At 58.9% G+C, this 25,922-nt stretch carries 20 protein-coding genes and 1 tRNA gene; 7 read left to right on the forward strand and 14 right to left on the reverse strand.

Annotated features, from left to right (window positions below; translation table 11 throughout):
- Window position 1 precedes the first annotated feature (1 nt).
- Both alaS and recA read right to left on the reverse strand, forming a co-directional pair.
- Window positions 2-2,674: an alanine--tRNA ligase gene (alaS, locus tag ACR0IP_RS02990; RefSeq protein ID WP_480523707.1), complete on the reverse strand. Its 2,673-nt coding sequence runs from the start codon at window positions 2,672-2,674 to the stop codon at window positions 2-4.
- A 179-nt stretch (window positions 2,675-2,853) separates the two neighbouring features.
- Complete coding sequence (gene recA, locus ACR0IP_RS02995) at window positions 2,854-3,921, reverse strand: recombinase RecA (protein ID WP_170373677.1); 1,068 nt, start codon at window positions 3,919-3,921, stop codon at window positions 2,854-2,856.
- 192 nt (window positions 3,922-4,113) lie between these two features.
- Here recA and ACR0IP_RS03000 point away from each other — a divergent pair, with 192 nt between their 5' ends.
- A complete protein-coding gene (locus ACR0IP_RS03000; protein ID WP_480523709.1) occupies window positions 4,114-4,707 on the forward strand; it encodes a sulfotransferase family protein in 594 nt (197 codons plus the stop codon).
- A 3-nt stretch (window positions 4,708-4,710) separates the two neighbouring features.
- Here the strand turns inward: ACR0IP_RS03000 and ACR0IP_RS03005 are convergent, their stop codons facing one another.
- The 3 genes from ACR0IP_RS03005 to guaB form a co-directional block, all read right to left on the reverse strand.
- The gene (locus tag ACR0IP_RS03005) at window positions 4,711-7,002 is read right to left on the reverse strand and encodes an ATP-binding response regulator (RefSeq protein WP_480523710.1); all 2,292 of its coding nucleotides are present in this window, start codon (window positions 7,000-7,002) and stop codon (window positions 4,711-4,713) included.
- 109 nt (window positions 7,003-7,111) lie between these two features.
- On the reverse strand, window positions 7,112-8,269 hold the full coding sequence (locus ACR0IP_RS03010) for an RsmB/NOP family class I SAM-dependent RNA methyltransferase (RefSeq protein WP_480523712.1): 1,158 nt from the start codon (window positions 8,267-8,269) through the stop codon (window positions 7,112-7,114).
- A gap of 75 nt (window positions 8,270-8,344) precedes the next feature.
- Window positions 8,345-9,793, reverse strand: a complete 1,449-nt coding sequence (gene guaB, locus ACR0IP_RS03015; protein ID WP_170659772.1) for an IMP dehydrogenase — start codon at window positions 9,791-9,793, stop codon at window positions 8,345-8,347.
- A 219-nt stretch (window positions 9,794-10,012) separates the two neighbouring features.
- Here guaB and ACR0IP_RS03020 point away from each other — a divergent pair, with 219 nt between their 5' ends.
- Complete coding sequence (locus ACR0IP_RS03020; RefSeq protein ID WP_480523714.1) at window positions 10,013-12,058, forward strand: ASKHA domain-containing protein; 2,046 nt, start codon at window positions 10,013-10,015, stop codon at window positions 12,056-12,058.
- A gap of 22 nt (window positions 12,059-12,080) precedes the next feature.
- The gene (locus ACR0IP_RS03025; RefSeq protein WP_480523716.1) at window positions 12,081-12,938 is read left to right on the forward strand and encodes a class I SAM-dependent methyltransferase; all 858 of its coding nucleotides are present in this window, start codon (window positions 12,081-12,083) and stop codon (window positions 12,936-12,938) included.
- A 10-nt stretch (window positions 12,939-12,948) separates the two neighbouring features.
- Here ACR0IP_RS03025 and ACR0IP_RS03030 read toward each other — a convergent pair.
- The 6 genes from ACR0IP_RS03030 to ACR0IP_RS03055 all read right to left on the reverse strand — a co-directional run bounded on the left by ACR0IP_RS03030 (window position 12,949) and on the right by ACR0IP_RS03055 (window position 18,494).
- Window positions 12,949-13,022: transfer RNA gene (locus ACR0IP_RS03030), tRNA-Gly, on the reverse strand.
- A gap of 64 nt (window positions 13,023-13,086) precedes the next feature.
- Entirely contained in the window at window positions 13,087-13,863 is a 777-nt protein-coding gene (locus ACR0IP_RS03035; protein ID WP_480523718.1) for a polyphosphate kinase 2 family protein, read from the reverse strand.
- A 177-nt stretch (window positions 13,864-14,040) separates the two neighbouring features.
- Window positions 14,041-15,102 (reverse strand): methyltetrahydrofolate cobalamin methyltransferase, encoded by a 1,062-nt coding sequence (locus tag ACR0IP_RS03040; RefSeq protein WP_170373670.1) that lies wholly within the window; start codon window positions 15,100-15,102, stop codon window positions 14,041-14,043.
- A gap of 9 nt (window positions 15,103-15,111) precedes the next feature.
- Window positions 15,112-16,038, reverse strand: a complete 927-nt coding sequence (locus ACR0IP_RS03045; protein ID WP_480523720.1) for a methylenetetrahydrofolate reductase — start codon at window positions 16,036-16,038, stop codon at window positions 15,112-15,114.
- Between the two features lie 26 nt (window positions 16,039-16,064).
- Window positions 16,065-16,361, reverse strand: a complete 297-nt coding sequence (locus ACR0IP_RS03050) for a virulence factor (RefSeq protein ID WP_170373668.1) — start codon at window positions 16,359-16,361, stop codon at window positions 16,065-16,067.
- Window positions 16,362-16,607: 246 nt separating this feature from the next.
- The gene (locus ACR0IP_RS03055) at window positions 16,608-18,494 is read right to left on the reverse strand and encodes a PhoX family protein (RefSeq protein WP_480523722.1); all 1,887 of its coding nucleotides are present in this window, start codon (window positions 18,492-18,494) and stop codon (window positions 16,608-16,610) included.
- A gap of 180 nt (window positions 18,495-18,674) precedes the next feature.
- Between ACR0IP_RS03055 and ACR0IP_RS03060 the strand changes: the two genes are divergently transcribed.
- Window positions 18,675-19,787: a Ppx/GppA phosphatase family protein gene (locus ACR0IP_RS03060; protein WP_170373666.1), complete on the forward strand. Its 1,113-nt coding sequence runs from the start codon at window positions 18,675-18,677 to the stop codon at window positions 19,785-19,787.
- On the forward strand, window positions 19,787-20,509 hold the full coding sequence (locus tag ACR0IP_RS03065) for an RlmE family RNA methyltransferase (protein ID WP_170373665.1): 723 nt from the start codon (window positions 19,787-19,789) through the stop codon (window positions 20,507-20,509). Before ACR0IP_RS03060 ends, ACR0IP_RS03065 begins: the two co-directional genes overlap by 1 nt.
- Here the strand turns inward: ACR0IP_RS03065 and ACR0IP_RS03070 are convergent.
- From ACR0IP_RS03070 to ACR0IP_RS03080, 3 genes are all read right to left on the reverse strand, one after another.
- Window positions 20,506-20,643 carry a hypothetical protein gene (locus ACR0IP_RS03070; RefSeq protein ID WP_170373664.1) on the reverse strand — a complete coding sequence of 46 codons (138 nt, stop codon included), beginning with the start codon at window positions 20,641-20,643 and terminating at the stop codon, window positions 20,506-20,508. The genes ACR0IP_RS03065 and ACR0IP_RS03070 overlap by 4 nt on opposite strands.
- A 152-nt stretch (window positions 20,644-20,795) precedes the next feature.
- Complete coding sequence (locus tag ACR0IP_RS03075) at window positions 20,796-22,685, reverse strand: cytochrome c3 family protein (protein WP_480523725.1); 1,890 nt, start codon at window positions 22,683-22,685, stop codon at window positions 20,796-20,798.
- A complete protein-coding gene (locus ACR0IP_RS03080; protein ID WP_170373662.1) occupies window positions 22,682-23,548 on the reverse strand; it encodes a YihY/virulence factor BrkB family protein in 867 nt (288 codons plus the stop codon). The genes ACR0IP_RS03075 and ACR0IP_RS03080 overlap by 4 nt, the downstream gene beginning before the upstream one ends.
- A 118-nt stretch (window positions 23,549-23,666) precedes the next feature.
- Here ACR0IP_RS03080 and ACR0IP_RS03085 point away from each other — a divergent pair, with 118 nt between their 5' ends.
- Both ACR0IP_RS03085 and ACR0IP_RS03090 read left to right on the forward strand, forming a co-directional pair.
- Entirely contained in the window at window positions 23,667-24,773 is a 1,107-nt protein-coding gene (locus ACR0IP_RS03085; protein ID WP_480523727.1) for an AI-2E family transporter, read from the forward strand.
- Window positions 24,774-24,939: 166 nt separating this feature from the next.
- Window positions 24,940-25,917, forward strand: a complete 978-nt coding sequence (locus ACR0IP_RS03090) for an AAA family ATPase (RefSeq protein WP_480523729.1) — start codon at window positions 24,940-24,942, stop codon at window positions 25,915-25,917.
- Window positions 25,918-25,922: the final 5 nt, after the last annotated feature.

Consider the following 25,922-nt stretch of genomic DNA (forward strand, 5'->3'; position numbering starts at 1 on the left):
CTTACCTCTCCAATACCTGTTCGGCGGCTTTGATTGCCGCATCTGCGTTGGTCGCGTCCTTGCCGCCACCTTGAGCCATATCCGGGCGACCTCCGCCGCCCTTGCCGCCCAGCTCAACCACTGCGGCTTTGACAAGATCAACGGCAGAAACCCTATCGGTCAGGTCCGCGGTGACCCCAGCCGCGACAGCCGCTTTGCCGCCTGTATCCGCGATCAACAGAACCGCGCCAGATCCCAGTCGGCTTTTGTGCTCGTCAATCAAGGCCGGAAGATCCTTGCCGGACACACCGCTGAGTGCCTGGGCCAGAAACTTGACGCCATTGACCTCAGTCTCTTCCGCGCCGCCGCCCTGCCCGGCTCCGCCTGCCATAGCGAGATCCCGGCGCAGTTGAGAGACTTCGTTTTGCAAGGCTTTCCGCTCATCCAGCAGCGATTTTACGCGGGCAACCACGTCATCCGGCTGCGCCTTCAGCTCTAACGCGATCTGTGCCAAGCGGTGATCTTGCGCGGACAGATAGCGGAAGGCTTCATCGCCCGTCAGAGCCTCAATCCGCCGAACACCCGCACTGCTTGCACTGTCTCCCAGCACAACAAACGTGCCGATATCGCCGGTCTGACGGACATGCGTGCCACCGCAAAGTTCAATCGACCAGGTCTCGCCATCCTGGCCCTTGCCGGTCGGCGCCTTACCCATCGAAACAACGCGAACTTCGTCGCCGTATTTCTCACCAAACAAAGCCTGAGCACCCAGTTCACGTGCGTCGTCCGGCGTCATGATCCGGGTTTCTACGCTCGAGTTCTGGCGGATGAAATCGTTCACCTCACGCTCGACCTTTTGGATTTCCTCCAGCGTCAGAGCCTTGGAATGGCTGAAATCGAACCGCAAACGATCCGAGGCATTCAAAGAACCCCGCTGAGCTACGTGATTGCCCAAAGTCTCTCGTAGCGCTTCGTGCAAAAGGTGCGTGGCAGAATGGTTGGAACGAATGGCCGAACGGCGCGCATGATCCACTTCTAGCTCAACCGCGTCACCTTTGGATAGGGTGCCATGATCCACGGTCACCTTGTGTGCATAGACTTTGCCATCGGCGAATTTCTTGGTGTCTTCAACGCGCGCAATTTCTTCGCGCGCATCGAGGCGGCGTAGCTCACCACTGTCGCCGACCTGACCACCAGCCTCGCCATAGAACGGTGTTTGGTTCACGACGACCCAGCCACTGCCACCCTGTTCGATCTTGTCGACCAGAGCGCCATCGACGATCAGCGCTGCAATCTGAGCCTCAGCCTTTTCAGTATCATAGCCCAGGAAATCGGTCGCGCCAGCGCTGTCAGCCACGTCAAACCAGACCGCCTGATCGGCGGCTTCGCCCGACCCGGCCCATGCTGCGCGGGCCTTGGCCTTCTGCTCTGCCATGGCCGCATCGAACCCGTCAGTATCGACGGTCCGGCCTTTTTCCCGCAGGGCATCCTGGGTCAAATCGAGTGGGAAACCATAGGTGTCATAAAGCTTGAACGCCGCATCACCAGGGAGGGCCGCGCCTTCGGGCAAGCCTGCGACCTCGTCATCCAGCAGTTTCAGGCCGCGATCCAGCGTTTGCTTGAACCGTGTTTCTTCCAGCAGCAGAGTCTCTTCGATCAAGGCCTGCGCCTGCCCCAGTTCCGAGTATTGAGCGCCCATCAGCTGTACGAGTGAGGGCACCAGCCGGTGCATCACCGGATCCTTCGCGCCCAAAAGATGCGCATGACGCATGGCGCGGCGCATGATCCGGCGCAGAACATAGCCACGCCCGTCATTGCTGGGCATCACGCCATCAGCAATCAGGAATGAAGTAGACCGTAGGTGGTCTGCGATCACGCGGTGGTGGACGTTCTGATCGCCATAAGGATCAACGCCGGTCGCGTCCGCCGAGGCCTCTATTAGTGTTTTGAACAGGTCGGTGTCGTAGTTGTCATGGCTTCCCTGCAACAGCGCGCCGATCCGCTCCAGCCCCATGCCGGTGTCGATCGACTGCATGTCGAGTTCCACCATCGAGCCGTCCTCGAACTGCTCGTTCTGCATGAAAACGATATTCCAAATTTCGATGAACCGGTCGCCATCTTCGTCGGCCGATCCCGGAGGGCCGCCCCAGATGTGATCGCCGTGGTCATAAAAAATTTCGGTACATGGCCCGCAGGGTCCGGTCGGCCCCATCTGCCAGAAATTGTCGCTGGTCGCGATGCGGATGATGCGATCTTCCGGAACGCCGACTTTCTTCCAGATTTCAAAGGCTTCGTCGTCGGTGTGATAGACCGTGGTCAGCAGACGGTTTTTGTCGATGCCGAATTCCTTGGTGATCAACTCCCACGCGAAGGGAATCGCGTCGTGCTTGAAATAGTCACCGAAGGAAAAGTTCCCCAGCATCTCAAAGAAGGTGTGGTGGCGCGCCGTATAGCCCACATTGTCGAGGTCATTATGCTTGCCGCCAGCTCGCACACACTTCTGCGCGGTGGTTGCACGCTGATAGTCGCGGGTTTCGACACCGGTGAACAGGTTCTTGAACTGCACCATGCCCGAGTTCACGAACATCAAAGTCGGATCATTGCGCGGCACCAGAGGGCTGGACGCCACCACTTCGTGCCCCTGCTTGGCAAAGTAGTTCAGAAAGGTCGATCGGATGTCGTTCAACGTTGGCATGGGGCTCTCTCAGCGCGCAATCATAATGGTCTGCGCAGGTTTATCGCCGTGCCTGCAGAGTGTCCACAGCATTGACCTTCCAAACGAAACAAGGCGGCCCCGACGGACCGCCCTGTTTAAGTTATTCTCAGCACTGTCGGAGCGCTGGGAGATTTCTGGTGTTCCCTCTCGCGCGTTCCTTAGGCCTCGAGGATATCGTCATCCTCGGCCGCTCCGGGCGGCATGTCGAAGTCCAGACCATGGGCCGCGCGGATCTTGTCCTCGATATCCAAAGCGATCCGAGAGTGATCGCGCAGATACTGCTTGGCGTTTTCGCGACCCTGCCCGATCCGTTCGTCCCCGTAGCTGAACCACGAACCCGACTTCTCGACCACACCGGCCTTGACGCCAAGATCCAGCAGCTCACCCATTTTCGAGATGCCTTCGCCGTACATGATGTCAAATTCCACCTGTTTGAACGGAGGGGCCACCTTGTTCTTAACGACTTTGACACGGGTCTGGTTACCGACCACTTCATCTCGATCTTTGATTGCGCCGATACGGCGGATGTCCAGACGAACCGAGCTGTAGAACTTCAGCGCGTTGCCACCGGTCGTGGTTTCCGGGCTGCCAAACATCACGCCGATCTTCATCCGAATCTGGTTGATGAAGATTACCATGCAATTCGAACGGCTGATCGAGCCGGTCAGTTTGCGCATCGCCTGACTCATCAGACGGGCCTGAACGCCGACGTTGCTGTCGCCCATGTCGCCTTCCAATTCGGATTTCGGCGTCAGCGCCGCCACCGAGTCGACCACGACCATGTTCACCGCGCCAGACCGAACCAGTGTGTCGGTGATTTCCAGCGCTTGTTCGCCGGTGTCAGGCTGCGAGATCAGCAGTTCGTCCAGATCAACGCCCAGCTTGCGGGCATATTGCGGGTCAAGCGCATGTTCTGCGTCGACAAACGCGCAGACACCGCCGCGCTTTTGCTGTTCGGCAATACAATGCAGGGTCAGCGTTGTTTTGCCTGAGCTCTCAGGCCCGTAAATCTCAACAATCCGGCCCATCGGCAGACCGCCGATTCCCAGCGCGATATCAAGACCCAGAGACCCGGTCGAGCTTGCCTCGATATCCTGCTTGGCATCCTCGCCCAGCTTCATGATCGAGCCTTTGCCGAATTGCCGTTCGATCTGGGCCAGCGCGCTATCGAGCGCCTTTTGCTTGTCCGCGTTTTTCTTGTCGCTCATCGTCAGAAGATCCGCCATTGTCCTGTCGCCTTCCCTTTTGTCACACCCTTTGCCGGGCGGCAATCGCTGCTTTGTTCGCCTCTTGTTCCTTATGGGACCAAAAAGAGAACATTTCAACTAAAACTTACAGATCCTACTCTTGGGCAATTGTGTTAAAGATCCGTTTACGCCAATCTGTCTTCCGAATTATCATCGACATGGGAACACTAAATGCTTGTTTTCTATAAGGAACGCCTTGCGTTTTTATCTGTTCCCAAAACCGGAAGCACCGCATATCACTCTGCATTGCGTACTCGCGCGGACCTTGTGATCACCCATCCGCCTGAGCTGAAACACGCGCCGGTGCGCCGATATGACCGTTTTATTCAGAACATGTTCCGCAAAATGTACGACACCGAGATGGAGATCATGGCCGTTGTCCGCGAACCCATCGACTGGCTGGGCAGCTGGTACAGGTTTCGTCGGCGCGAAGATCGCATTGGGCATCCGCATTCGACGCGGGATCTCAGCTTTGACGCCTTCGTACAGGCCTATATGCAGACCCCACAGCCCGAATTTGCCGATGTCGGCAGTCAGAGCCAGTTCTTCCGCACCCGCAACAACGGTGTCGGGGCCAGCCATGTTTTCAAATACGACCATCAGGACAGAATCGTCGAATTCTTGCAAAGCCGGTTGAATTTCGATTTCACACTACAAAGCGAGAACGTCTCACCGCCCGCAGAAACAACTCTGTCTTCTGCAACCGAAGCTGCATTCCGCAAGCATTCTAAGGCCGATTTTGCGGTCTATGAGGCGGCGCAATAGCCGTCAATTCATCTGCTGAAACACTGCCTCGGTCAGTTGGGTCAAAGAGAAGGGCTTTGGCAAAAAGGTCGAATTCGGAACCTGAGGGCCCGAGTCGCCAAACGCGCCCTCAGTATAACCCGAGACAAACACGACTCGGACATCCGGCCGCGTCTCCATGGCCTTGGCAACCCAAGTCGGGCCGTCCATTCCGGGCATGACCACATCGGTTACGAACACATCCACGTTCAGTTTGACATCTTCCAGCAAGGTCAGGGCGTCCTCGGCGGACTCGGCCTCGAGCACCGTATAGCCCTTCAGGCGCAAAGCGCGGGTCGCGAAGGCGCGTACCGGCGCTTCGTCTTCGACCAGTAGCACCACGCCCTCGCCTTGGCGCGCCGTTTTAGAGTCCGGCACATCTTCGGTCTGCACCTCGGCGGGTTTCGCTTCGACGCAAACTGGGAGGAGCAGTGAGAACTCGGTGCCGCGACCAACAACGCTGTCGACAAAGATGAATCCACCCGTCTGTTTGACGATCCCGTAGACGGTCGAAAGGCCTAGCCCCGTGCCCTCGCCCGTGCGCTTTGTCGTGTAGAACGGCTCGAACACTTTTTGCAATTTATCGGCAGGAATACCGATGCCACTGTCGATCACCTTGACGGTCATGTAATCGCCTGGCGGAACCGTGGCCCGGTCGCGGCGCAAGGGCTCGGTCAGGCTCAGCACCTCGGTTTCGATGCGAATCTCACCGCCGTCCGGCATCGCATCGCGCGCGTTGACGACGAGGTTCATCAACACCTGCTCCAACTGCCGCTTGTCCGCGCGCACAGGCTTGAGGACAGGATCGTGGCTGAGGGTCAGTTGCACTTTCTCACCGACCAATCGATTCAACAGATGGATGAGGTCCGAGATAGTATCGCGTACGTCCAGAACCTCGGGCCGCAAGGTCTGTTTGCGCGAAAAGGCCAGAAGCTGGCTGACCAGAGCCGCCGCGCGATTGGCATTCTGATTAATCTGAACCAGGTCACCATAGTTAGGGTCGTTTTGATCATGGCGCAGCAGCAGCAGATCGCAATGACCTGATATCGCGGTCAGAAGGTTATTGAAATCATGTGCAACACCTCCAGCCAACTGGCCGACAGCCTGCATCTTCTGTCCCTGAACAAATTGCGCCTCAAGTGTTTTTAACTCCGTGGCGTCGTTTAGAACCGCGATGAGGTGGGATTTCCCGTCGATCTGAACCCGGTCCAGAGTGACCTGAACGAACAGCTCTTTGTCATCGCGAGTTAGTCGCTGGAATTCAGATCGAGCAACTTCTTCGCCCGATGCCGTTTGCGCCAGCCACTCCAGAATCGGATGGTTCAGCCCCTGCAGGATCTGGTCGATATTGGTCTCGTTCAGATTAAGATCACCCAAAAGCGCCCGCGCCATTTGGTTTGCCCGCAGTATGATCCCCTCAGGCGTCATGCAAAGGATCGGTACCGGCAGTTCAGCAAGTGAGGATCCATGCTCCGGATGAACGGGTTGAGAAACCGGCATCAAAACGAGGTGCCGTTCCGCCCCCGACGCCGATACGCCAGTGACCGCGACGCGCCTTTCCCCCTCATAAGCAGGGACCGAGCAGATTTGACCATCATGAGGCAATCCGTTCGGAAAGATATTGTCGATCGAACCCGGTACCGTGTCAAAAAAAGCCCTTGCGGCGGTATTAAGGTGTAACAGGCGCCCACCCCGACCGATGGTCAGTACGGGAAGGGCGATTTTATCCCACTGCCCTTGGCGACCAAGTTTGAACCGCCAGCCGAACAGGTGGTCTGCCAATCGAACAACCGAAACCGGGACATTCTCGCCAACTGTGATGATGTCCTCATCCGCTGAGCCATTTGCTTGGGCCAGTGTCTGCAACCTCAGTAGAAGGCTCGACGGGTTGGCGAAGACCGAGCGCAGGACCTCGGGCAGCGTTGCCTCCGGCTTGGCTTTCAACTGTTCGCGCGCAATTGGATTGGCGACCAGAACAGTGCCCTCTTCATCGGCAATAACGCTTGCGCAATCGTCCTGATCCACAAAAACTGCCAGCATATCAAAGGTTTGATGAGCGGCCTTGTCGGCAAAGAGGCCATCGATCAGAATCCAGAGTGTCGCAAAAAGGACCGAGACTCCGACGACGATCATGCCTTGCGTCCAGTCCGCCGGCACCCGACCCGTATATGGCGCGACATATAAAAGGGCGGCCAGTCCAACCAGCGCTAAAACACGTGCAACAGACGGCGTTCTCCGCGAGCGGGGATAGGAGAACGAATATGTTGAATCGGACATGAATGACCCGGGTAGCTTTTTTGAGAGCAATAACGATCCAAAATGGTTAATGCCCGCTTAACAGAGTTAAGGGGCTAAGAAAACTACCTGAGGTTGTTTTAATGGGTTCCTATCTTATCAGATGCGCCGTGAAAAACCCGTCGACGCCATCCGTAACACGCCAATTCCGTTGCAGCTTCGCCGTCCAATCGGGGTTCTCCGACACAAAGCTTCCAATAACCTGTGTGTTTTCGTCCTGAAGCATCGAACAGGTTGCATACGCGAGAAGGCCCTCGCGATGAACCAGTGGCGCGACCTCACCCAGAATCGCACGTTGCAGCTCAGTCAATTCGATCAAACGCTCTTCGGTCAGGGCCCATTTTCCGGCCGGAGCGCGCCTCCAAGAGCCACTGCCCGAGCAAGGTGCATCGACCAGTACGATGTCAAAGGGCGCGAAACCGGCTAGTTCCGCGGTCTCAACGCAGGTCACTTTGACGCCCGCGCGGTCGGCGCGGTTCGGCAGGTCCTGCATGCGCTTCGGGTTGATGTCATGCGCAAACACCTCGACCCCCTTATGGGCTGCGAGCGCCAGCGATTTTCCGCCACCACCAGCGCAATAGTCAAGAACGCGCAAACCGGGTTTAAGGGGCAAAGCCGCCACAACCGCCTGACTGGCCGAATCCTGCAACTCGACCAAACCGTCAAGGTAAGCTCGGCTTTGTGCCACCTTGCGTGCTCCTTCGACGACGGTCAGAGCCGTTTCACAGGAGGGATGGGGTTTAGTTTGAACCCCGTCTGTCTCCAAAGAACGAGTCGCACCTTCCACGTCTGTCTTGCGCAAATTGACCCGAAGATGCACTGGAGCGCGGTTTTGCAGCGCCGCCGCGGCCTCCGTGGCTGCATCGCCCAAAGACGCCGAAAACCGGGGCCAGAGCCAGTCCGGAATATCAAACTGTTCGGCCAGTGACACGAAACCGCGACCCTGCTCAGACGCTTCAATCGGCTCAGGCGCGTGGCGTTCGCCAGTGAAGAGAGTGTCAGGCGCCTTCCCCGCAGCACGCATCGCTCCGATCATCAGGCCGCGACCCGTCTCAGCCCCCCCAAGCGCCGCAAAGGACCGTTTGCAGCGCAAGGCCGTAAAAACGTGATCCCGCACCGCTGCGCGATCCTTGGAACCTGCGAACCGGCTGCGCCGCGCCCACCCAGTCAGGGCTTTTTCAACGGGCGCGCCGTCCAGAATTTGGTCAAGGATCTCGATTGAGGTCTGAACACGGGCTGCCGGGGTCATCTTTCCCTCCGTCGGGTTTTCCAAGAACGCAAAACGGCGCCCGCGTCGGGGCGCCGCCTGCAACAGATCACCAGATCACATAACCCGGTAGTTCGGGCTTTCACGCGTGATCTGCACGTCATGAACGTGGCTTTCTTTCAGACCCGCCCCGGTGATTTTGACGAAATTGCAGTTCTTGCGCATCTCTTCGACCGTGGCACAGCCGGTATAGCCCATGGCCGCGCGCAGACCGCCGACCAGTTGGTGAACAACCGCTCCGGCAGAGCCTTTGTAGGGCACCTGCCCTTCGATACCTTCCGGCACCAGCTTGTCATTGGCGGCATCCTTCTGGAAATAGCGATCCGCCGAGCCGCGGGCCATGGCTCCCAAGCTGCCCATGCCACGATAGGATTTGAACGAACGGCCCTGATAAAGGATCACCTCGCCCGGGCTCTCATCCGTACCCGCGATCATCGAACCGACCATGGCGCAGGACGCACCCGCCGCGATGGCCTTGGCGAAATCGCCCGAGAACTTGATACCACCATCGGCAATCACCGGCACATCTCCGGCGGCTGAGGCGCAGTCCATGATTGCCGTCAGCTGAGGCACACCGACACCGGCCACCATCCGAGTGGTACAGATCGAACCTGGCCCAATGCCCACCTTGATCGCATCCGCACCCGCATCAATCAGCGCTTTAGTAGCATCCGCGGTGGCGACATTGCCCGCAATGATCTGAACTTCGTTCGACAGCGTTTTGGCGCGTTTGACCGCCTCAAGAACACCTTCGGAATGGCCGTGAGCGGTATCGACGACGATAATATCGACACCCGAATCGACCAACAGTTCCGAGCGCTCAAACCCTGCATCCCCGACCGAGGTCGCGGCGGCGACGCGCAGACGGCCCAGGTGGTCCTTGCAGGCCGTTGGGTTCAGAACGGCTTGTTCAGTGTCTTTCAGGGTAAGCAGACCGGTCAGCTTGCCCTCACCATCAACAACCAGCAGTTTTTCAATCCGGCGGGCGCGCATAAGGGATTTGGCCTCTTCCAGATCGGCGGGCTCTTGCAGCATCGCAAGATTGTCCGAGGTCATCATTGCCTTGATCGGCGTGTCATCCGACGTGGCAAAGCGCATGTCCCGGTTGGTCACGATGCCGACAACGCGGCCCTTCTCATCCACAACCGGAAAGCCGGTGAAGTTGTAGCGCTGCACCAGCGCCTGCGCGTCTGCTAGCGTCTGATCGGCACGCAACGTCACCGGGTTGTAGACGATGCCGGATTCGAACCGTTTCACACGGCGGACCTCGCGGGCCTGTTCCTCGACCGAGAGGTTCTTATGGATCACGCCGATCCCACCGGCCTGCGCCATGGCGATGGCCATACGCGCCTCGGTCACAGTATCCATGGCCGAGCTGAGCAGCGGGATGTTCATGGAAATCTGACGCGTCACGCGCGTCGTCGTATCCGCCGTTGCCGGCAGCACTGAAGATGCGCCCGGAACAAGAAGTACGTCGTCAAAGGTAAGTGCCTCACGAATCTGCATCATCAAACCCCATGCAAAAGCCCGTTTGGCGGTGACCCTATTGCATGGATTGACCCGAAGGAAAAGCCCTAGAACCCAAGTTGTTTGCCCTTGGTTGGGAATAGCACGTCACAAAACGACGCTCGTTGTACAAAACGTGCCGCTGTCAGGGCTTTCCCTTTGTGAATAAACTCATATCTTCCCCGGCATACGCGCGAACACAATTTAGGCAGGCCGACCATGACCACCGACCCCCTTGTCGTCTTTACCCCCTCGGGCAAACGCGGGCACTTTCCCGTTGGCACCCCGATTCTGACCGCCGCCCGACAGCTGGGCGTCGATCTGGATTCGGTTTGCGGAGGGCGCGGCATCTGCTCGAAATGTCAGATTACACCCAGCTACGGCGAGTTCCCCAAGCACGGCGTTACCGTCTCGGAAGACGCGCTGAGCGAATGGAACGCGGTCGAGCAGCGCTATGACGACAAACGTGGCCTGAAACCCGGTCGTCGTTTGGGCTGTCAGGCCTCGGTTCAGGGTGATGTGGTGATCGACGTGCCGCCCGAAAGCCAGGTCCACCGTCAGGTTGTCCGAAAGGCCGCAGCGGCGCGCGCCATCACCATGGACCCGGCCACGCGGCTTTATTTCGTCGTAGTCGAGGAACCCGACATGCACTCGCCCACCGGCGATCTGGAGCGTCTGGAACGTGCCCTGCGCGAGCAGTGGAAGATCGAGGCCGTCACCGCAGATCTGTCCCTGATGTCGAAGCTGCAACCGGTTCTGCGCAAAGGTAAATGGGAAGTCACTGTCGCCGTTCACAAAGGTCATAAGGACCCGGTGGCACGCATCGTCGAAATCTGGCCCGGCCTGCACGAAGGGGGCCTCTATGGTTTGGCCATCGACCTCGGCTCGACCACGGTTGCGGCGCATCTGACCGATCTGGAGACAGGTGAGGTCAAGGCATCCTCGGGCCTGATGAACCCCCAGATCCGCTTCGGCGAAGACCTCATGAGCCGCGTTTCCTACGCCATGATGAACCCCGGCGGAGATCAGGAGATGACCAAGGCCGTGCGTGAGGCGATCAATGACCTGACCACCTCGATCGCTGAAGAAGCGGGCATTGACGCCAGCCTGATCGTTGAGACGGTGTTCGTTTGTAACCCGGTCATGCACCATCTGCTGCTGGGTCTGGACCCGGTCGAACTGGGGCAAGCTCCGTTTGCGCTGGCGACATCGGAGAGCATGTCCCTGCCCGCGCGTGAGATGGACCTGACCACGATGAACCCGCGCGCGCAGATCTACATCCTGCCCTGTATCGCCGGTCACGTGGGTGCCGACTGTGCCGCCGTTGCCCTGTCGGAAGAGCCCGGCAAATCCGAAGATCTGGTGCTGATCGTGGACGTGGGCACCAATGCCGAAATCCTGCTGGGCAACACCAGCCGCGTTCTGGCCTGCTCGTCGCCCACAGGCCCTGCCTTCGAAGGCGCGCAGATCAGTTCCGGCCAACGCGCTGCCCCCGGCGCGATTGAGCGGATCGAGATTGACCCCGTCACCAAGGAACCCCGCTTCCGCGTGATCGGATCCGAGAAATGGTCCGATGAGGACGGCTTTGATCAGGACATCGCCACCACTGGCATCACCGGCATCTGCGGCTCTGGCATCATCGAGGCGGTGGCCGAGATGCGCATCGCTGGCCTGCTGGACGAAAGCGGCCTGATCGGATCGGCCGAGCAAACCGGCACGCCCCGCTGCGTTCCTGAAGGGCGCACACACGCCTATCTGATCCATGATTCCAGCGCGGAAGGTGGCCCTCGGATCACGGTCACCCAAGGCGATATCCGGGCCATCCAGCTGGCGAAATCGGCACTTTATGCGGGTGCGCGCCTATTGATGGACGAGATGGAGGTCGACCGCGTGGATCGCGTGGTTCTGGCCGGGGCCTTCGGTGCGCATATCTCGACCAAGCACGCGATGGTTCTGGGCATGATCCCGGATGCACCGCTCGATAAGGTCTCTAGCGCGGGCAACGCGGCTGGTACCGGCGCCCGGATTGCACTGTGCAACATCGGCTCGCGCGCCGAGATCGAGCGTGTCGTCCGCGAGATCACCAAGATCGAAACCGCCATCGAGCCGAAGTTCCAGGACCACTTCGTTGCCGCCAACGCGATCCCGCACAAAACGGACCCATTCCCGGAACTCGCACAGGTCGTCACCCTGCCCGCACCGTCCTTCAACACCGGTGGCGGCGATGAGGAAAAGACTGGCCGCCGTCGCCGCCGGAGGTCATAGTTCCCCTCAAAAGGGGGCTGCGATGCTGAACATCAACGGGGATCAGGAAGAGTTCTGGGGCAAGTCTGAAATGGGTACCCGCTGGCTGACCTTTGAAGATCAGCTGGACACCTTGTTTCAGCCCGTCCTGGAACTGGTCCTGAAACGATCTGGCGTGTCACGGGGCATGCGGATTCTTGATATCGGCTGTGGCACTGGCGCATCTGCGATGGCCGCTGCGCAGCTTGTTGGGGCTGAGGGTGCGGTGCGCGGCATCGACATATCGGAACAGTTTCTAGAGCGCGCGCGCCAGCGGGCCAGCAATGCTGGTCTGGGCAATCTTTCGTTTCAATATGCCGACGCTCAGACCACAGAGCTTTCGCAGGGCGATATTGACGCGATGATCTCAAGGTTCGGCGTCATGTTCTTTGCCGACCCGACCGTCGCCTTCGCCAACATGGCTCGCGCCCTGAAGCCCGGTGCGCAGATGACCTTTGCCGCTTGGGGCGGTCTGTCTGACAACCCTTGGTTCAAAACCCCGCATATCGCTGCCACAGCGCGGTTGGGTCAGCCGCCTAAAGTTGACCGGAATGCCCCTGGGCCGCTCGCCTTCCATGACAAGGACAGAGTCGCTGGCCTGATGCGCGATGCGGGGCTGGTTGATGTTCAGGTCACGACGGTTTCGCTGGTGCTAAACGGGCCACTATCTGTCGAAGACGCAGCCCTGCTCTGCACCCGTGTGGGACCTGCTGCGCGTGTGATCGCGCATTTCAACGGCACCGAAGAGGATGTGCGCGCGATCGTCGATACTGTTGTGCTACAGTTCGAGGAGTACCTCACTTCGGAAGGAACGCGTGTCCCGGCCGCTATTAACCTGCTGCAAGCACGCCGTTCACAATAGACATTGAAGTTGGAGCGGGTAGCGGGAATCGAACCCGCGCGTTCAGCTTGGGAAGCTGACAGGCTACCATTACATCATACCCGCCGCGAAATTTGAGATACCATCGCCACCTGAGGAACTGCAAGCGCCTTTCGGTGAGGTTTATGGATTACTCTGTCCTCGCCCGCAGAGAGTCGATCAATGATTGGTCAACATCCAATGCCTCGCACGCCGCGTCCAAAGTCCGTTTGTCCAAATGCTGTGGGTTTAGATCTATGTCCTTTGAGAATGCATCAACGATGGTTTGCATTGCATTGATTCTCGCAGATTTTTTGTTGTTAGCCGGAATAACGTGCCACGGTGCAATCTCCGTTGATGTACGCGCCAGCATCTCATCGACCGCGATCCCTGCTTCGTCCCAACGCTCGCGATTGCGAAAATCCTCATAAGTCAGCTTCCAGCGCTTCAATGGGTTGCGCAGGCGCTCCGTGAAACGTGCCATCTGTTCCTCTTGTGAGATATGAAAGAACAGCTTTACAATCCGTGTGCCGTCGTCAACAAGCATGCGCTCGAAGTCGTTTATCTCTCGATATCCCGCCCGCCACCGTTTCTCAGGTGTGAACTTCTCGATCCGTTCCACCAGAACACGCCCGTACCAACTACGGTCAAAAGCCGAGATTGCACCTTCTGGCGGCAAGCGTTCCCAAAACCGCAGCAGATAGTGGCGGTTGAGATAGTAGTTGCGCGGTGCGCCGATCGGCCAGACTTTGAAACTGCGCGGATCAAGCGCCTGGCTGATACGGCGGATCGTGCCACCTTTGCCAGCGGCATCCCAACCTTCAAAGACGATTACGCCCTTGGTTCCATGGAAGAGAAAAGCTTGCTGAATACGTGCTAGTTTCGCCTGCAGATCGATCAGCTTGTCGAAATAGTCCTTCTTGCCCAACTTCTCACTCAGGTCCGCGTCGGCCAGTTTTGGTGGGTGATGTTTGGACATGAAAGCACCTGATCGTTGCGGAAAAGACCACCCCAGTCTCTACGATATCACGCTTGATGCATTGATCAGGGTCAAACGAAAAAGGCCGGGCGCGGGGCCCGGCCTTTGATCTGATAGTTCAGATAATCAAGCGCGACGGCGACGGCCACCGCCGCGACGACCGCCTGCTCCCCCGGCCGCAGCCGCTTCTTCAGGCGATTTGTTGAACTTGATCCATGCGCCGCCGTGCGGGTCGTTGTTGGTCAGAAGGTTGGCGGCACGGATGGCCTCCATCTCCTTGCCGGCACGCGGCTGGGTCGAGCCCAGACCGAACATCTGAACAAAGGCCTCATCGTCCATGCCTTCGGGCAGGATGATACCAGCTGCGGCAACGGCTTCTTTCTTCTCAGCGATTTTCTTCTGCGTCGTCGGCAGAGCAACCGGGTTCATGATCGCGGACGTCATGCCCGCACCCATTGCCATCGGCAGGAACGCGTTGTTGATGCCGTGGCGGTTCGGCAGACCGAACGAGATGTTGGACGCACCACAGGTGGTGTTCACGCCCAGCTCTTCGCGCAGACGACGGACCAGAGCGAAGACCTGCTGGCCAGCGGTTGCCATCGCACCGATCGGCATAACCAGCGGGTCAACCACGATGTCATGCGCCGGAATGCCGAAATCGGCAGCGCGCTCAACGATCTTCTTGGCCACGTCGAAACGCACATCGGGGTCTTCCGAGATGCCGGTATCGTCGTTCGAGATCGCAACAACCGGAACGTTGTATTTCTTGACCAGCGGCAGAACCAGCTCCAGTCGCTCTTCTTCGCCGGTGACCGAGTTCAGCAGCGGACGGCCTTCAGCCGCCTCGAGACCGGCCTCCAGCGCACCGGGAACCGACGAGTCGATGCAGAGCGGGACGTCAACCAGACCCTGAACCAGCTCAACGATTTGGCGCATCAGCGGCGGCTCGGTCTCGTTCGGGTTGGGGTTCGAATTGTAGACAACGCCTGCGTTGATATCCAGAACGGTCGCGCCAGCGGCGACCTGCGCCAGGGCGTCTTTCTCAACGGTTGAAAAGTCGCCTGCCTCAAGCTCAGCGGCCAGTTTCTTGCGGCCCGTGGGGTTGATCCGCTCGCCAATCACGCAGAACGGTTCGTCAAAGCCAAGAACGGCGGTTTTTGTTTTTGATTCTACGACTGTACGGGTCATGTCCGTTCCTTAAGCGTTGACCGGCTTCGCCGAAGCGCCGCCGTTGTTGATGGCCCAGTTGGCGTTGGTCTTGATGCCGCCAAGGGGGAAGAAGTGTACGTTGGTGATGTTGAAATCCGGGTTGGCAGCTTTGTATTCGGCCAGCTCGGTGATCACATCATTTGGCTCATAGGGCAGCAGCAGTTTGGAGACATCCATGGCGCGCTTTTGCAGAACTTTCAGCGACGGGCCAACGCCACAGGCGATAGCGAACTTGATCAGGGTTTGCAGCTTGGCAGGACCCGCGATACCGATATGGACGGGGATGTCGATCCCCGCCTCTTTCAGACCGTTCGCCCATTCGATGATCGGCTTTGCGTCGAACGCGAACTGAGTGGCCAGCGCCATCTCGGCGTCGGTGGTTTCGCTGAATTTCTCTTTCCAGCGCAGCGCGTCATCAACGTTCTTGGTCGAGCCGTCCGGGTCGATGTCCTTGTTGCCCTCGGGGTGACCGGCAACATGCAGGCGCTTGAAACCGGCTTTGTCGAACAGGCCTGACTCCAACAGTTGCATCGAGCTGTCGAAATCACCATGGGGCTTGGCCACGCCGCCAGCCAGCAGCAGCGCCTGATCAACGCCCGCTTCGCCCTGATACATCGAGATCCAGTTCTCCAGCGTCACGGCATCCTTGATGATGCGCGCCGGGAAGTGCGGCATGACCGGGTAACCTTCGGCGGAGATGCGCTTGGCGGTTTTCACCATGTCTTCGATCGGCGTGCCTTCGATGTGGGCGATGTAGACACGGGTGCCTTCGGGCAGCAGCGCGCGGAAATCTTCGACCTTTTCGGCGGTCCGGGGCATTACCTCGATCGAGTAGCCCTGCAGAAAGGCTTCGACGGTCGGGTTTACAGGGCCGTTTTCGGCGGCATCACGTTTCTTGAAGTTCAGCAAAGCCATTGCGGCCTCCCATATAGATTTCGGGCTCATGCCCAACCGTCATTCGCGATCAGTGCCTTGATGCGGTCCTGATCGTATTCCGTTTCCAGACGCACAGCCTGCGCTTCGGCAATCTCGGACGGGTCGCCCTCAACCGCGAAAGGCTCAGCCTTGCGCCATTCGGCCAGGTAGGCATCGCTGTCCTTGGCATTCACCTTCATGGCGGCGCGGTCGATGGCCTGTTCAAACCGTTCTTCCAACTGCCGCTTTGCGCCACGACGGCCTTTGCCGACGATGACCTGAGCGGGAATGTCGCGCCAGTACACGATGGTGACGTCAGGCATAGCTGTGATTCCTCCTAACCAATGGGGCGGTTCTAAACGTCTATATTGGGCTGAGGAGGTCGGTTTTCGACACCCAGCGCCTTCCAAGCGACCTTTTTGCCTATGACGGTGTACAGTGGTTTTAGCCGGGATTCACAGAAAACCAGATATCAAAACTTTCAACGCTTGTATGAGGATGGCTCAACACAAGCAAAAACCCCGGGCGGTAACACCGTCCGGGGCTTGTTTTTAAGGGCGTTTTTGGCCTTAGCCGACCAAACCGCCATCGTCGCGCGTGACCGCGATGATGGCCGAGCGCGGCACGGCATCGCCGCCTTCGGGCCAGTGGCTGTTGCCGTCCTCACCAGGGTGTTGGACGCCCACGAACATGGTGCGGCGATCCGGCGACCAGCTGAGGCCGGTGATCTCGCACTCATTCGGGCCGACCAGGAAGCGGCGGATTTCACCGGTGACCGGGTCACCTGCCAGCATCTGGTTGTTGCCCTGACCTTCGAAATCACCTTCGTTGCCATAGTTGCCGTCGGTCTGGATCCACAGCAGGCCGTTGCTGTCGAATTTCAGACCATCGGGTGAGTTGAACATGTTATCGGCATTGACGTTGTCCGACCCGCCATAGGTGTCCTGATGGACATTCGGGTTGCCCGCCAGCACATACAGATCCCAGGCAAAGCCGGACGCGGTGTGATCGCCTCCTTCCGGACGCCAGCGCACGATCTGGCCATAGTTGTTGGCCTCACGCGGGTTCGGACCATTGACCGAGGTGTCATCTCCACCGGCATTCGGCTTGACGCCCCGGTTCTTGTTGTTGGTCAGACAGCAGTATACCTCGGCCACGTTCGGGTTGGCAGCAACCCATTCGGGGCGGTCCATGGTGGTTCCACCAACAGCAGACGCGCCCTGACGGGTGTGGATGCTGACCTCAGCCTGCGAAGCCAAACCGGTTGTTTCAGGTGTCAGGTCCAGCCATTCACCGGTGCCGTCATCGTTGAACTTGGCAACCGACAGCGTGCCGTTTTCCAGCAGAGCGTTGGTATCGACGCCAGCCGCATAGACACCGTCCGACACGAAGCGGTACAGGAACTCACCTCGCTCATCATCGCCCATGTAGACAACAACGCGACCGTCATTATTGACCACAGATTCGGCATTTTCGTGCTTGAAGCGGCCCAGAGCAGTCAGTTTGCGCGGGGTCGAGGTCGGGTCGGTCGGGTCGATCTCAACCACGTAACCGGCGCGGTTCGGTTCATTGGGGTTCTTCGAGACGTCAAAACGCTCGTCGATCTTGGCCCAGCCATAGCCCCAATCCTTGGACGAGACGCCATAGCGCTTCAGTTCAGCGCTGACTTCGTGCGCTTCGTCTTCTGCCGAGAAGTAGCCGTTAAAGTTCTCTTCACAGGCCAGATAGGTACCCCAAGGTGTCATGCCGTTGCCGCAGTTGTTCCACGTCCCCTTAGAGGTCGTGCCGGTCGGATCAGCGGCGGTTTTCATCAGGTCATGGCCCGCAGCCGGTCCTGTGATGGTCATGTCGGTCTGCGGCGTGATGCGGCGGTTATATGGGCTGTCCTTGACGATGCCCCATTTGCCGTCGGTATTGGCAATCTCGACCACAGTCACACCATGGGCCATCATGCCCTTGGCGACATCATCGTCCGAGGCCGCCTTTGCATCGGGGTTGTTGCCCCACAGAATATCGCGGTTGGTGTATTCGTTGTTCACAACCAGCAGGACGTGACCGTCATGGAAGAAAACGTCCTGACCGTCGGTGTTGTCGCCAAAGGCGCGTTCCTGGCTGGCGGCGGTGCCACGAGTCGCAGGATCGAATTCAGGTGCGTCGGACCACAACGGATCGCCCCAGCGTACCATGACTTCGGCCTTGTAGCCTGCGGGCACGACCACCTCATCGGCAGTTGAGACCGGAATCGCTTCGAACGAGAACCGATCAGCTGACGCGCGCGCACCTGTGGGCAGAAGCGAGCCGCCTACTGCGGTAAAGCTGCCCATGGCCAAAACGCCCCCCAGAAAGCCACGTCGCGACAAGGCGCGCTCGACCACGCGGTCGAATTCACATTCCTCGGGGCGCGGATTTACGACTTCATCAAATTCATCGAAGGACAGGGTGCGCTCATCTTTCATGGCAGTCTCCGTATCTGGCTGTAAGCTTGTAGAGAATCCCGAAATGGGGATCGGCACGGGAATTGCATTTCAGTATGAACGCTGTGTGACACTCACGTTAAATTCAAAATTGAAATCACTTGCGCGTCGGCGAGACCCCGCCTAGGGTCAACTTAACTCGAAAATCGGAGGGCGTTACGAATGGCGCCCAAGCGTCCCAAAGGTGCGGGCGCGTTCCCGAAGGCGGTCGAAAGCCCCGCGCCGGCAAGACCCGATCCAGATGCACTCTATGCGGCGTTGGATCTGGGGACAAATAGCTGCCGCATGTTGATAGCCCAACCCAAGGGGAGCGGGTTCCATGTGGTCGACAGTTTCTCCAAATCCGTGCAGTTGGGCGCGGGTTTGGAACGCACGGGACGCCTGTCCCGGGCGTCCATGTCGCGCACTGTTCAGGCGCTGCGAATCTGCCAGCAAAAGCTGAAGCGAAACAAGGTCAAACGGATGCGTTTGGTCGCAACCGAGGCCTGTCGGCGCGCCAAGAACTCACGCGATTTCATCCGGCAAGTACGGCGTGAAACCGGCCTGAACCTTGAAATCATCCAGCCCGAAGAAGAGGCCCGTCTGGCCGTCATCTCCTGCGCGCCTCTGGTGTCGACCAAGACCGAGCAGTTGCTGGTCGTGGATATCGGTGGCGGCTCGACGGAATTGGTGTGGATCGACATCTCTTCCGTGCCACGCCGCGATCGGCCTGCGGCGATCATGCGTTTGCATAACGGGTTTCACACCGCCGACAGCCCCTTCCCGGCCGCCAAGGTCGTGGACTGGATCAGCGTCCCGCTGGGCGTCGCAACCCTGCGCGACCAGTTTCATGACGTTGAGGATGACTCGGCCCGGTTTGCGCTCATGAGCTGGTTTTTCGAGGAAAACCTCGCCGACTTCGCCCCTTACAAGGACGAACAGACCCGAGCGGGTTTTCAGATCGTCGGTACAAGCGGTACTGTCACGACCGTAGCCGCCTCGCATCTGGGCCTGAAGCGCTATGACCGGACCAAGGTGGACGGTTTGCGCATGACCAGCGATCAGATTGACAAAGTCATACGCGGGTATTTAGAACTCGGCCCTCACGGGCGACGCCGGGACCCTCGGATTGGGGATGACCGGCAGGCCCTGATCATGTCCGGCTCGGCCATTTTGCAGGCCCTTTTGCGTTGCTGGCCCACCGACCGCCTGTCTGTGGCGGACCGGGGGCTGCGTGAAGGGTTGCTTTATGCGCAGATGAGCGCGGACGGCGTATTGGAAGACGGACCGTTCTGATGGCGAAAACACCGAGTGGAAAAAACACCTCAGGCCGCGGACAGCGCGACCTGAAGGTTAAGGTGAAGACGGCGCGTGGGCGCAAGCTCAGCTCGACCCGGTGGCTCGAGCGGCAGTTGAACGACCCCTATGTCAAGCGCGCGAATGCCGAAGGCTATCGTGGGCGCGCTGCGTTCAAGATCCTAGAACTGGACGACAAATTCCGGTTTCTGGTCCCCGGCGCGCGCGTCGTTGATCTGGGTTGTGCACCCGGTGGCTGGCTGCAGGTCGCCGTCAAGCGGGTAAATGCACTGGGCGAGAAAAGCGGCAAGCGTATTGGCACCGTTCTGGGTGTTGACCTGCAGGAGGTCGAACCTGTTGCAGGCGCGACGGCTCATGTGCTGGATTTCATGGAAGATGACGCGGACCTCAAGGTCAAAGAGTGGCTGGGCGGCAAGGCTGACGTTGTGATGTCGGACATGGCTGCCGCGTCTTCGGGTCACAAGCAGACCGACCACTTGCGGATCATGGCATTGTGCGAAACCGCCGCTTATTTTGCCTTTGACGTGCTGGAGGATGGCGGCACGTTTGTGGCCAAGGTTCTGGCCGGTGGCGCCGAGGGCGATCTGCAAAAGCTGCTCAAGCAGAAGTTCGAGAAAGTTGCAAACGTCAAACCGCCTGCATCGCGTTCGGACAGTTCCGAGAAATTCGTGGTTGCGACCGGGTTCAGGGGCGGCGCCTAGTCCTCGAGCGCGATCTGACCAGCCAGCCGCTGTTCGCGAAGCGACGCGGCTGCGATACCTTGCAGCATCAGCCCCTCACCATGGTTTAGATCAATCGGCTTGCGGTCCCGAAGCTCCGCGATCCGTTGATCCATTGAGACCTGCCTGCCCCTTGAGGCAGGCTGTTTCAAAACATGTTCCGACATGTGACACCTTTTACGACCTAATGGCCTGACACCCTCGGACACAGGTCTAGCGGTCAAATCTGCCGGGATGATGGCGGGAAACGGGCGCGTAAAGGCCGTTCTTATGGCCCGAGTTGCCGGGACAGCTCTTGAAGGTTCGGATCATTTGGAATGCGCTGTAGGCCTTCCTGTACGATTTCACGCGCAGCTTGCGGCCCGCGATTGATCTGTGCCAGCTGCACCAGCATCGGCCAGGCTTCGGCGCGTTGAGGGTCGAGGGTCACGACCTCGCGAAAGGCACGCTCGGCGGCGGATGCGTTGCGAAAGGTCAGTGCCATACCGCCTAGCACCATGTGGGTTTCAGGGAAATCCAGACGGTTTGTGATTGCCCCTTGCCACTCGGCAGTGGCCTGCCCTGCCAGAACCCGCTGTTCCTTGGTCATCGCCTCGGGCGGGATTGTCAGGACCTCTTTCGCCGCCGAAATCCGAACGTTGCGCAGCGGGTCTGAGAGCAGCGGCTCCAACCGCTTCACCTGATCTCGGGGAGAGGCCTGACGCTGCAACGTCACAGCGTTGGCCCGAACCAGCGGGTCGGCATCCGTCAGTAATTCTGCTGTTGCGTCGGCCACCTGACGGGAGCCGAAGGGTTGCAGCAGATATGCCGCTGTTGCGCGCACGATCCCAGCCTGAGACGGATCGGTGGCAATCGCCAGCAACCCGTCGGGACTGCCCGCCTGCCCCGCCATCGCTGGAGCGAACACCGAACCGAAATGCGGGCCGCGATGGGTTGAAGTCGGAAACCAGCCCTCGATTTGCGCCGCGGCCCATGGCTGGTCTTTGTCGGTGTGGCAATCGGTGCAGGCATCCTGCCCAAGCCCCAGATCAGGGCGCGGCACACGGAAACTGTGATCCCGCCGACCGTCGACGCCCATATAAACACGCTCGATCATGTGGCAGGTCTTGCATTGCGCGCCTGTGCTATCTTCGGGGTGGTGATGATGATCAGGGGTGTCATACTCCTTGCGAGACAGGGTCGGGAAATCCGGATTACCCGCCGGTGAATGGCATTGCGTACAAACTCCGTTGCCCTCCGCCCTCAGCTTCGCGCTATGGGGTTCGTGGCAGTTCATGCAGCCCACGCCCTGCGCGTACATTTTGGACTGCAGGAAGGACCCGTAAACATAGACCTCATCCAGAATCTGGCCGTCGGGGTGATAGGCCCCCGGTCGCAGAAGCGCGAGATTGTAGGCGTCGTGATAGGGCGTTCCGGGCAGAGGGTTGCCCTGCTCATGCGCCTCGCGACGGGAATGGCACCCTACGCATTGCTGAATTTCCGCCTCGGTCTGGCCTTTGCCCCATGACATTGCGAAACCGGCCTCACCTACCCCTTCTGGCAGTACACGGCCATTGACCCAATCGACATGTGCCGAGCCGGGGCCGTGGCAGGCCTCACACCCGACGCCGATCTCAGCTTGGCGAGACTGGTAGCTGCGGGTTTGCGCGTCGTAGTTCTTTTCAAATCCCGTTGCGTGGCATTCGGCGCACCGGGCGTTCCAGTTTTTGTAAGGCCCGGTCCAGTGCAGCCCGTCATCGGGGGGCAAATCCTGATCCGGATAGAGGTGATACCAGCGTTCGTTTTCCGTGTCCCAGACCACGTCGAAACTCTGCAATCGACCGGGATCGGTTTCGAACAGGTATTGCTGCAAGGGTTCTATGCCGACGACTGAGTGGACGTCATATTCGGTCATCACACCGTCTTTTTCTGTGACCTGAGCAGATGGGACCCCTCCACTATGGTCGAACAGGACGGACATCCCGTCATGCTCAAAGCGGGTGCCATCAAAATCGGCAACCATCTTCCCTGCCCCGACCTCGGTCCAGGCCAGCGCGTGGTGAGAGTTTGCCCAGGCCTTGGCCTCGTCCACGTGACAGTCAGTGCATTGATCCGAACCGACATAGGACTGCGCATTTGCGGCCCCGGCAAATGCGACAAAGAGCAAAACCCACCTCATGCCGGAGCGCTTTCTTCGTCGCGCTGCAAATCCATCAGAGCGCCGTTATACTCCGCGCCGAGGATCAGTATCGCCGCGCACAGGTATAGAAAAATCAGCGCCGCCATGGCCCCCGCTAACCCGGCATAGGTGGCGCTGTAGCTGGCGAACTGGCCGATATAGATGGAAAACCCCCACCCTCCGGCCCCCAGCAGAACAAGGGTCAGCACAACGCCGGGCAAGATCTGCGTCACCCGATGGCGACCGGTCGGCAGGATCAGATGCGCCAGCAGGATCGTGCCCGCCGGAACCGCAATGGTGAAGGTCCAGCGCAGGCGGTCCACCGACAACCAGTTCGAGACATCTACATCCGTATGCTCGGACACGAGCTGAGTATAGACGGGCAAGACAACCTCGACCGCGGCGATGATCAGGATCGCAGCGCCGCCCAGAATGACTAGGCCAATGCACAGCAGCCGCGTTTTCCAGAACGGCCAGCTGTCCTGATCATGATAGGCCTGATTCATCGCTGCCCGCACCGCAGCCACCCCGTTCGAGGCGAAATAGACCGCCAGCAGACCACCGATGGTAATCACGCCCGAGCTGGAGCTCTGCAACACCGCGCGCAGCTCAGAGACGATCGGCTCAGCCACATCCTGAGGCCACGCGCCAAAAATCAGCTCGATCAATTCATCGTTCACATAGCCTTGAGACAAGGCGCCCGCCAGGGCCACGGTAAACAGAACAAAGGGAAAAAGCGCCATCATCATCGACATGGCGACATGGCTGCTCATGACAAAGCCGTTCTTCTCGCCAAAGCGTCGAACGGCCAGGAAAAGCGCCTTTATCAAACGGCTTGATATGGGATTCGCAGCACTGGACATACAGAACTCTACCCTGCGCACCTTACAGGTAGAAGCCACCCAAGCGGAAAATCAATCATATAAATAATTGAGCGCATTGCATAAACTCTTTGCCCTGTGCAGGATCGTATCAAGCACTATGGCTCAATCAGGTTTGCACATGCCTCTGGACCCGAAAACCACCACGGATGTACCCCGCGCCACACTGCCTGTGGTGCGTGATACCTGTATTGTCGCTACCCTTTTGGTTTTGGGGCTATACGCCGGGGCTGCGTTCCTGATCCCACTGACCATGGCCCTTCTGGTCAACGTCCTGATCATCGCGCTGAGTGACCGGATCGCCGCCCTGACGCGTGTCCCCGTTTGGCTCGCCAACATCGCGGGTGTCACCGTCGTTCTGGCTGGCCTTTTCATGATTATGTATATCCTCGGTAGTCAGGCCACACAGTTCGCCCGCACCGTCGGCACCTATGAGGAACAATTCGACAATGCCGTGAACCGCGTCGCCGGATTGGTCGGCAGCGACGTGACGCGCTTTATCCGGGACAATCTGGTCAGCATCGACATGTCCTATGTCGCCCGCATCCTGCTGGGCAGCGCGACCTCGCTGCTGAACCAATTCTTCCTGATCAGCCTATACGTGGCCTTTCTGATGGCCGAGCGTTTGGCGTTTCGAAAGAAAATCCAGATGGCCGCCGGCAACCCTCAAACTGGTCGAGAATTCGCGGCCATGCTGGATGCGATCTCGATCAGTCTGCAACGCTATGTCGGGGTCAAAACCCTGATCAGCCTGATCACTGCTGGCATCAGCTACAGCATTTTTCGCTTGCTGGGCCTTGAATATGCCGAGACATGGGCGGTGCTGACCTTTGCGCTGAACTTCATCCCCTCGATCGGGTCGATCATTGCCGTCATCTTCCCCGCAATGATTGCCCTGGTACAATTCGAAAGTATCGCACCGTTTCTGGTGGTGGTTTTGGGCTGCGGCACCATCCAGTTCCTGATCGGCAATTTCCTCGATCCGGCGTTGCTGGGTAGGTCGCTGAACATGTCGACTTTTCTGGTCATCCTCGCCCTGATGTTCTGGACCACCGTATGGGGCCTGATCGGAGCCTTCCTGAGCGTCCCCCTAACCGTCTGTATCCTAATCGTCTTCAGCCACATTCCGGCGTTAAGACCTGTTGCGATCCTGATGTCTTTGGATGGCAGGCTTGGGGATGACAGCAACGGCGCGGTTTCCGGCTAGTTTCGCCGCCGCGCGAAAACAATCAAATATAAGGAAGTCGGAATTCCTGTTGGTCTGCGCGGTGTCGCGCTGATAACATGTTCTCATTACTTGAAAATCCCGAATCCGGGTCCCTGCAGGTACTAGGCTGCACGGCCTGCCTTTCGGGCCGGAACGGGATATTTTTATGAGCGCACTCAATCAGATCATGGATCTCAGATCCCGCATGGCGCAGTCGATCATTGGACAGACCGAGGTGATTGATCGCCTTTTGATCGGTCTTTTGGCCAACGGCAATCTACTGATCGAAGGACTTCCGGGTCTGGCAAAAACGCGCGCGGTCAAGGCCATGGCCAAGAACATGGATGCTCAGTTCAGCCGCATTCAGTTTACGCCGGACCTGCTGCCCTCGGACGTGACAGGGACCGAGATTTATCAACAGACGGATAAAGGCAGCGAATTCAAATTCGAACCTGGCCCCATCTTTGCCAACATCGTCCTTGCCGACGAGATTAACCGCGCGCCCGCAAAGGTGCAGGCCGCTCTTCTTGAGGCGATGGAGGAACGCCAGGTCACCGTGTCCGGCACCACCCACAAGATGGAGCCGCTATTCATCGTCATGGCCACCCAAAACCCGATCGAGCAAGAGGGCACCTACCCTCTGCCCGAGGCGCAGATGGACCGGTTTCTGATGCATGTGCAGATCACCTACCCTCCGGTCGAGGATGAGGTTGAGGTCATCCGTCTGGTCCGCGGTGAGGACATCGCCGCAGGCAAAGATGCCCCTAAAGAGCATCCGCCAGCGATCCCGCAAGACGCCATCTTTGACGCCCGTTCTGAGATCGGACAGATTCACGTTTCGGATGCGATGGACCGCTATATGGCTGATATCGTGCAGGCCACCCGCACGCCCGAGGCACTCAGCCCCGAATTGGCCAGTTGGATCGAGATCGGCGCCAGCCCCCGCGCCTCACTTGCGTTGGACAAATGCGGGCGCACCCATGCGTGGATGAACGAACGCGGCTATGTCGACCCCGCCGATATCCGTGCCATTGCCCATGATGTGCTGCGCCATCGCGTAACCCTCAGCTTCGAGGCGCAAGGATCCGGCAAATCCGCAGATGACGTGATCGACGAGCTGTTGCGTTTGGTTGCATTGCCCTGACCCTT

Source organism: Ruegeria sp. AL11 (genome assembly GCF_056540865.1).